Here is an 8,472-nt window from a genome sequence, read left to right on the forward strand (position 1 = left end):
TAACAGGAAGCTTTGGAGTTATCTTTATGGCCTGATAACATTTGAGAATTTCGGCACAAAGAAAACCGGATTCTGGCCAAGGGAATACACCCGGGAAATTCAGTTGTGGCGCAAGGCGAAAAAAAGCCTGCCAGGGTTATTCCCCCGGCAGGCTTTTTGATCAATTACAGTGGAAGCACGAAGGCAGTGTTACGGCAGCATCCAGCTAAACCAGTATGCTTGCAGGAAGGTGATCACGCACACTACCAGGGTCATGGCTACAGAGTGCCACAGGGTAAAGCGGAACAGGTTGCCTTCCTGCCCAATAAGGTTGGTGGCGGCGGTGGCCACTGAAATGGACTGCGGGGAAATCATTTTCCCGGTAACCCCACCGGAAGAGTTGGCAGCAACGGTCAGGTGGGGGTCAATGCCCAAAGCTTCTGCTGTGGTGCGCTGCAACCCGGCAAACAGGGCGTTGGAAGAGGTGTCAGACCCGGTAAGGAACACCCCAATCCAGCCAATAATGGGGGCAAAGAAGGGGAACAGGAATCCCGTTCTGGTGAATGCCAAACCAAGGGTTGAACTCATGCCGGAGAAGTTCATGATGTAGGCAAGGCCCAAAATGGTGGCAATGGTCAGCACGGGGTAGCGCAACTGGTGGCAGGTGCGCAGCAGGCAGGCAATGGCTTTGCCAAGGCCGTAACGGGGCATAACAAAGGAAGAAATCAGGCCGGTAATGAGAATGGCAGTGCCAGCGGCCAGCAGCAGGTTCACAGTGTACTTGGCAGCAAGGGGGGCGTCTTTTGCTACAATGGGGGCTGTTTTGATAACGGCGTTATGCAAGCCGGGCCATTCAAACATGAAGGTGGTCCCTTTAATAGCCGGAATGCTTTTGAAGGCATCAAGCCCCCAAATAAAGACCATTACAGCAAGAATAAGGTATGGGGCCCAGGCGCGCAGCACTTCTTTGCCGGAATACTTGCAGCCGCCGGTGCGGGGAACCACTTTTTCATCCGGGAAGTGCCATACGTTTTTCGGCTTCCACACGCGCAGCAGCAACACCATACCCAGAATGGTAATAATGGCAGACATAATGTCTGGCAGGTACGGGCCGTGGAAGTTGGAAAAAACAAATTGGGAGCCAGCAAAGCACACCCCTGCCACAATAATGGCGGGCAGCACTTCCATGGAGCGCTTGAAGCCGCACATGGTAACGCACAGCCACAGGGGCACAATAACGGAAAGGAACGGCAACTGGCGGCCTACTACGGCGCTGATGTGGTTTATGTCCAGCCCTGTTACCTGCCCTGCCACCACAATGGGAATACCAATGGCGCCAAACGCCACCGGGGCCGTGTTGGCAATAAGGCAAATACCTGCGGCATACATGGGGTTAAACCCAAGGCCTGCAAGCATGGCAGCGGTAATGGCCACAGGGGTACCAAACCCGGCTGTGCCTTCAATGAATGAACCAAAGGCAAACGCAATAAAAATGGCCTGTAGGCGGCGGTCGTCTGTGAGGCTTGCCAGCGATTCCTTGATAATTTCAAATTCGCCGGACTCCACTGTCATGTTGTACACCCACACAGCGGTAATAACTATCCAGACAATGGGGAAAATACCAAATGCCGCGCCCATAAGGGTGGAACTTACGGCAAGGTTGGCAGGCATACCCCATACAAAAATGGCTAGCAGCATAGCTGTTGAAGTGCCCAAAAGGGCTGCCTTGTGCCCCGGGGTGCGGCGTACTGCCAGCATGTAAAACAACACATAAAGCGGAATGCCTGCCACCAAAGCGGAAATAAGATACTCTGGCGCTGCCGATACGAGCGCTCGTAATGGGTCATACACTTGGGTCCAGGTTGTCATATAGCTCTCCCCTGTTATGGTGTTTTACTCTCAGTGCACACTGCGTAGAGAAGATGTGACATTAGCCAAAGACAAAGTGAAAAGCAAGAATCTTTATTAAACTGGGAGAGTAGCTAAAAAATTGAGATCGTGAACAGCTCGCACCTGCCCGCGGAACCAGCGGATTTTTCCTGGCATGTACACCGCCTCTGGAGCGGAAAAAGGAACATTGTCAGGCCAGGCAGAATGCACTACCATGGCGCACGAACACATGTACCCACGGCATACAATCTACCCCACCCAATTCCACACAAACGTGCCTTTTCAGGAGAGCCATGCGCTTTGCCACCCGCGTTTTTTCCGCCTGCTACACCCTTGCCTGGAAAGGGGCAACCCCGTTGTTACGCACCAACAAGCGCCTGCGTGAAGGGTTTTCCCAGCGTTTAGTGCCCCAAGAATGGCCGTGGCAGGAAGCAGAGGCAGGCCCACAGGGGAACGTGCAGCCCGGCTCACTGGGCGATTCGTTCGCCGCACCAATTGCCGCCCCCGTGGTATGGGTGCAGGCCGCTTCCGGCGGGGAAGCGTGGCTGGCCCACAGCCTGGCCCTTGCCCTGCAAGAATCTCTTGTGGCACAGCCAGAATTGTTGCCCCAACAAGCTGGGCAGCCGCGCTTGCGCCTGCTTGCCACCACCTGGACACGCCAGGGCCTGGAAGTGCTGCAAACCCTGCCCCAGCGCCTTGGGCAAGGCCCGGTGAGCGCCCATGCCGCCTATGCCCCCCTGGACGCCCCGGCCCTGGTGGCCAACGCCATTGCCCAGGCCAAGCCCAGCGTGGTGGTGCTGCTGGAAACGGAACTGTGGCCCGGCCTGCTCCTGGCCTGCCGTGCGGCAGGGGTGCCTGTGCTGGTGCTTAATGCCCGCATGACAGATAAAAGTTTGCGGCACTACAAGTTTCTGCCTTTTTTGTGGGCAGACGCCGCCCCCCACAGCGTGCTTGCTATAAGTGAAGCAGACAGAAGCCGCTTTGCCAGCTTGTTCCCCCATGCCCATACCGCATGTATGCCTAATATCAAATTTGACCGGGCGGCGGAGGCGTTGCTACGCACCTGCCAGCACAATGCCGCTGCCCAAGCCAGAGAAAATCAGGGGGGAGAAGAACAGGTGGGTGCGGGGCAGGCCCCCGTTGCTATCCGCCCTGTGCCCCCGGCTCTGGTGGCGTTGGCTTCCGTCCGGGAAGAAGAAGAACCCCTGGTGCAGCCCACAGTGCTTGCCCTGGCCCGGCATGGCACGCCCCTGCGCCTTGCCATTGCCCCGCGCCACATGCACCGGGTGGCCCCGTGGTGCCAATGGCTGGAAGCCCAGGGCCTGCCCTTTGTGCTGCGTTCCCACCTGAAAAATCAGGAACAGAGCGCCCATGGGGCAGAAACGCCACAGGCAATAGCGGCAACACAGCACACCCAAGCAGCCCAGGCAACAGCCCCGGCCATTCTGGTGTGGGATACCTTTGGTGAACTGGACAGGCTGTATAGCGAGGCCAGCGTGGTGTTTGTGGGGGGCAGCCTTGCGCCTTTGGGTGGGCAAAACTTTCTGGAACCATTGCAGGCAGGTGCCCACGTGGTTATTGGCCCTTCATGGCATAATTTTTACTGGGTGGGGGAAGAGTTGATGCAGCAAGGGCTGGTGCAGCAAATAGAAAGCCCGGAACAGTTGTTCCAGGCCCTTGTGCACAATGTACCCTGCTTTCATGAAAATACTGCGCACTCCCCCCCACAAACTCGCACCGCTGTGCAACAGGCCTTCCAGCAGTGGCTGGCCCCCCACACCGGGGGGAGTCGGCAGGCAGCGGACAGAGTGTTGCGGTTGCTGGGGAAACGCTGATTTATTCCGTTTGGCAAGGCGCGAATGTTTTTTACAGGGGGGGTGGGCTCTTTGGCCCTGCCCCCCTGTAAAAAACATGAAGCAACACCGCCAAACGGAAACCTCAGCGCTTCCCTAACATTTTTTCACAAAATCGGCCTTCAGCATCACCTTCATGTCGTTCATGCGGCAGTCAATTTCATGGTCGCCGTCCACAAGGCGAATGCCCTTGGCCTTGGTGCCTTTTTTCAGCACGGTGGAGCATCCTTTCAGCTTCAAATCCTTAATAAGAATAATGGAATCGCCATCTGCCAGAAGGTTGCCGTTGCTGTCGCGCACGCCGCCTTCACTGGGTGTGGCTGCGGCTTCTTCCGGGTTCCATTCATGGGAACATTCCGGGCATACATACATGGCTCCATCGGGGTAGGCATAGTCACAGCCGCACTGGGGGCATGGGGGCATAATCACTCCATTTTTGTGGGCAGGGGCATGGCAGCAAGCGTGTTGCAGCAACGCACCCGCAATGAGAATAATAAAAACGCTGCGTGAAGAACAGGCAACACGCAGCGGAGCAGTAACCAAAAAGTTGAAACGTTTCCTTATTCTACCTGTTCCCCGCCAAGAAGGCAAACCGCCCGTGCTGCCCCTTGTGTGGCATCCAGCAGTTCTATGCGGGCGTGGGTGCCACTTATTTCAATGCCCACACCTACCTCGTGCCCTGCCGGGCCGGGCAGCATGACCACCCGTTGCCGCAGGGGCGGGCCTTCTGCTTCGGCCCCGTTTCCTGCCATCACCTGCACCCCAAAGGTTGGCACCCCCATGGCAAGCACCTGCTGGTGCAGGGCCACGGTTACAAGGGCGGCAGGCACCCCGGCACAATGCAGGCGTGCATGTGTGCCCTCTTTTGCAGGCGTTGCTTCCACCGCACCAGGGGGGAAAGCTTGGCACACCTTTGCCCACAAATAGGCACCCGGTGTGCCAAGCAGCGCAGCCAAAGCTGGAGAAAGGCCTATTTCCAGGGTGGTGCCAAAGGCTTGCGGTGCAGGGGCAACATACGCAAAGCGGGGCACTTCTTTTCCGCTCAGGAAGACGTTTTCCAGAAACATGGGCAGGGGGCGCACCCAAATGCCGCACTGGCCGTACAATGGCTGGTACACCACCAGGGGTTCCTCGGTTTCCGAATGGCGGGCAAGGTGCAACACCCGGTAGTGGTTGCCTTTGTAATGCTGGTACAAGCCGCCAAGAATGATATAGGACATGGTTTCCTCATGGAACTAAGTAATATGTAGTGAATTAATAGGGCTAATTATAAAAAAAATCCAGCACTGCCACGACGATTTTTCGACCTGTTTTGGATTTATACAAATACTTTTGGCAAACTGCTTGACCTTCCCCTTACGGGAACGGTTATTGTATACTGTATGAGTTTATTGTTTGGATGCCTTACGCTGTTTCCGGCCCGCCAAGAGCGCTGTTCTGTTGCTCTTGCCCAGTGAACTTGTTTCCACAGGAGCTACCAACATGGCCCAGCAAAATACCGCACTCCCCCAGCGCTTACAGGCCTTAAAAGACGCGTACCTGCAAGTGAAGCCAAGTATTGGCATTCATCGTGCCCTTGCCTATACGGAAGTGATGCGCGAGAATGAAAATTTGCCGAAAGCATTGCTCCGGGCCAAGGGCTTTCGTCGTGCCTGTGAAACTGCGCCACTGCTCATTCAGCCAAACGAGCTTATTGTGGGCCACCCCTGTGGCAAGCCCCGCACGGGCGCGTTTTCGCCAGATACCGCCTGGGCCTGGGTGCGCGACGAACTGGAAACCATCAGCACCCGCTCCCAAGACCCTTACTTTATTAGCGAAGAAGACAAGCGCGTCATGCGCGAAGAGCTGTTCCCCTTTTGGGAAGGCAAGTCGGTTGCTGAAGCGTGCGAAGTAAAACTGCGCGCAGCCGGGGTGTGGGAATTTGGGGTGGAAGCCTGCGTGAGCGACCTCACCTACCACGTTACCAGTGGCGGCGGCGATACAAGCCCCGGCTATGACATTATTTTGTTCACCAAGGGCGTTGCCGGGGTGAAGGCTGAAGCACAGGCCCACCTTGCTGCCCTGGCCCCCACAGACCCGGACTTTGCCCAGAAGCAGACTTTTTACCAGGCTTCCATGGAAGTGTGTGACGGCATTATGACCTATGCCAACCGCCTTTCCCAGTATGCCAGCCAACTGGCCCAGCAGGAAGCAGACCCAACGCGCAAGGCAGAGCTGGAGCACATTGCCGCCGTTAACGCCCGTGTGCCTGCCAACCCGCCCCAAACATTCCAGGAAGCGCTGCAAAGCATTTGGACCATTCAGTCCTTGTTTTTGCTGGAAGAAAATCAGGCCAGCACTTCCCTTGGCCGCATTGACCAGTATGTGTACCCCTGCTTTGCCAAAGATATGGCGGAAAACGGCTTGACCCATGAGCAGGCCTTTGAGCTTTTTGGCAGCTTCATGATTAAATGCTCCGAAATGATCTGGTACACCCCGGAAGCCAGCGCCACCTATTTTGCCGGGTACATGCCCTTTATTAACATGTGCGTTGGCGGGGTGAAGCGTGAAGGCGGCGACGGCACCAATGACCTCACCTACCTTGTTCTGGAAGCGGTGGAACGGGTGAAAATGTACCAGCCTACCCTGGCCTGCCGCATTCATAACCAGTCGCCCCCGCGCTACCTGGAACGAGTGCTGGACGTGATTCATGCCGGGGCTGGCATGCCTGCCTGCCACTTTGACGATGCCCACATTAAAATGATGCTGCGCAAGGGTTTTGACTATGACGACGCCCGTGACTACTGCCTTATGGGCTGCGTTGAGCCGCAAAAATCCGGCAGAATTCACCAGTGGACAGTGGGGGGCTTTACCCAATGGCCCATTACCATTGAAATGGCGCTGCACCGCGGGGTGCTGCCTTCCCACGGCACCAAGCAGGGTATTGATACCGGGCCCCTGGAAAACCTGCGCACCTATGCCGACTTTGAAAAAGCTGTGAAAACCCAGCTTGACCACCTTGTGACCATGACCACAAAAGGCTCCGTGCTTATTCAGGAAACTGTGCGCGACATGGCCCCCACCCCGTATATGTCGCTGTTTGTGGATGGCTGCATGGAAAAGGGCAAGGACGTACTGGCGGGTGGTGCGGTGCTGTATGAAGGGCCGGGCACCATTTTTGCCGGGCTGGCAACCTATGCAGACAGCATGGCAGCCGTGAAAAAGCTGGTGTATGACGATAAAAAATATACCCTGACAGAACTGAAGGCTGCCCTGGACGCCAACTGGCAAGGGTATGAGCAAATGCACAGAGATTGCCTGAACGCACCTAAATTCGGCAACGACATTGATTCAGTGGACGCCATTGCCGGGGAAATTGTGGATTACACTGAAAAGGCGTTCAATAAGCACAAGTCGTTGTATGCACGGCATATTCACGGCACGCTTTCCCAGTCGTTCAACACCCCGCTGGGGGGCATGGTGGGCGCAACGCCAGACGGCAGAATGGCAAAGGCCCCGCTTTCCGACGCCATGAGCCCCACCCAGGGGGCAGATACCAAAGGCCCCACCGCCATTATCAAGTCGGTTTCTAAGATCAATGTGGAATCCATGAGCCTTGGTATGGCGCACAACTTTAAGCTGGCCCCACGGGCGCTGGAAAGCCCCCAGGGCCGGGCCGGGTGGTCCACCTTGCTGCGCACGGCGTCTATTATGGGCAATGCCCAGATGCAGTTTAACTGCGTGGACCGTGAAACCCTGCTGGCAGCCCAAAATGCGCCGGAAAAACATAGGGATTTGATTGTGCGCGTGGCAGGGTATAGTGCGTTCTTTGTGGAATTGTGCAAAGAAGTGCAGGATGAGATTATTAGCAGGACGACGCTGGAGTAGGTTGGAGAGCGTTATTTAGGAAGAAGAGAGACAGGGGGCACCCGTTGCGGTGCCCCCTGTTTTTATTTTTAGAGGGGGAGTTTTTTGCGGCGCAAGCGCCACAACAGCCTAAACACCGTCATCCCCTCGCAGGCGGGGATCCAGTATTTTCAATGTGATAGCGCGTAGTTTTGTACGGCGTGCCGCCGCGCCTGCCTGTTGTTTTTTGTTTTGTTTGCCGCTCCGCTTGGGGGAAGCACGAAGTTTTTTCGTTTGGCAAGGCATTCGGCCCAAGCACCGTCATCCCCGCGCAGGCGGAGATCCAGTATTTTCAATGTGATAGCGCGTATTTTTATGCGGCGTGCCGCCGCGCCAGCCTAAGCACTGTCATCCCTGCAAAGGCAGGGATCCAGTATTCTTAGTGGGTTAGGCTAATTTTTTGCGGCGCAAGCGCCACACCATTCCTCTTTTCTCTTTATTCTTCCGCTCCGCTTGGGTCAGGGGGCCCTCGCCCGGCCCCCTAACGACCCCAGGCGTACGGGGTTGCACCCCGTAACCCCGCTAGGTTCCCGGCCTGCGCTCAGTAGATTTGTTCCGCTCACTCGAAGACTCGTACGCTGCACAAATATATTCGCGCGGGATACCACCGTGCCAAGCAAGGGCGAAGGGCGCTTATCGGTTGCTTGCTGGAATAAGGAGATGTGCCACAAAAGGTAAATGGTATGCAGTAGGGGAGCGGAGAAGAAACGACCGCACTCCGAGCGAGTAGGGGGGCGCAGCAAAGCGCGCGTGGGGTAGGGGAGGCTCGAAGAATTACCTGTAAGGTGCGGCGAAGACGCCGCGATATTTTTTACTATGAGTGAATGATAGCGCGTAGTTTTTGCGGCGTGCCGCCGCGGGTATT

General features: G+C 56.3%; 5 protein-coding genes. 2 read left to right on the forward strand and 3 right to left on the reverse strand.

Going from position 1 to position 8,472, the window contains the following annotated elements:
• Positions 1 to 189: 189 nt before the first annotated feature.
• Entirely contained in the window at positions 190 to 1,848 is a 1,659-nt protein-coding gene (locus tag G497_RS0110500; RefSeq protein WP_034637537.1) for an L-lactate permease, read from the reverse strand.
• Between the two features lie 314 nt (positions 1,849 to 2,162).
• Between G497_RS0110500 and G497_RS0110505 the strand changes: the two genes are divergently transcribed.
• On the forward strand, positions 2,163 to 3,704 hold the full coding sequence (locus tag G497_RS0110505; protein ID WP_027188114.1) for a 3-deoxy-D-manno-octulosonic acid transferase: 1,542 nt from the start codon (positions 2,163 to 2,165) through the stop codon (positions 3,702 to 3,704).
• Between the two features lie 114 nt (positions 3,705 to 3,818).
• Here the strand turns inward: G497_RS0110505 and G497_RS0110510 are convergent, their stop codons facing one another.
• Positions 3,819 to 4,265, reverse strand: a complete 447-nt coding sequence (locus tag G497_RS0110510) for a zinc ribbon domain-containing protein YjdM (protein ID WP_281171059.1) — start codon at positions 4,263 to 4,265, stop codon at positions 3,819 to 3,821.
• 17 nt (positions 4,266 to 4,282) lie between these two features.
• Positions 4,283 to 4,942, reverse strand: a complete 660-nt coding sequence (locus G497_RS19875) for a DUF1653 domain-containing protein (RefSeq protein WP_084516202.1) — start codon at positions 4,940 to 4,942, stop codon at positions 4,283 to 4,285.
• A 262-nt stretch (positions 4,943 to 5,204) separates the two neighbouring features.
• On the opposite strand from G497_RS19875, the gene cutC reads away from it, so the two are divergent.
• Positions 5,205 to 7,589 carry a choline trimethylamine-lyase gene (cutC, locus tag G497_RS17750; RefSeq protein WP_051258043.1) on the forward strand — a complete coding sequence of 795 codons (2,385 nt, stop codon included), beginning with the start codon at positions 5,205 to 5,207 and terminating at the stop codon, positions 7,587 to 7,589.
• The last annotated feature ends 883 nt before the right edge of the window (positions 7,590 to 8,472 follow it).

Source organism: Desulfovibrio cuneatus DSM 11391 (assembly GCF_000430005.1).
GTDB lineage: Bacteria > Desulfobacterota > Desulfovibrionia > Desulfovibrionales > Desulfovibrionaceae > Frigididesulfovibrio > Frigididesulfovibrio cuneatus.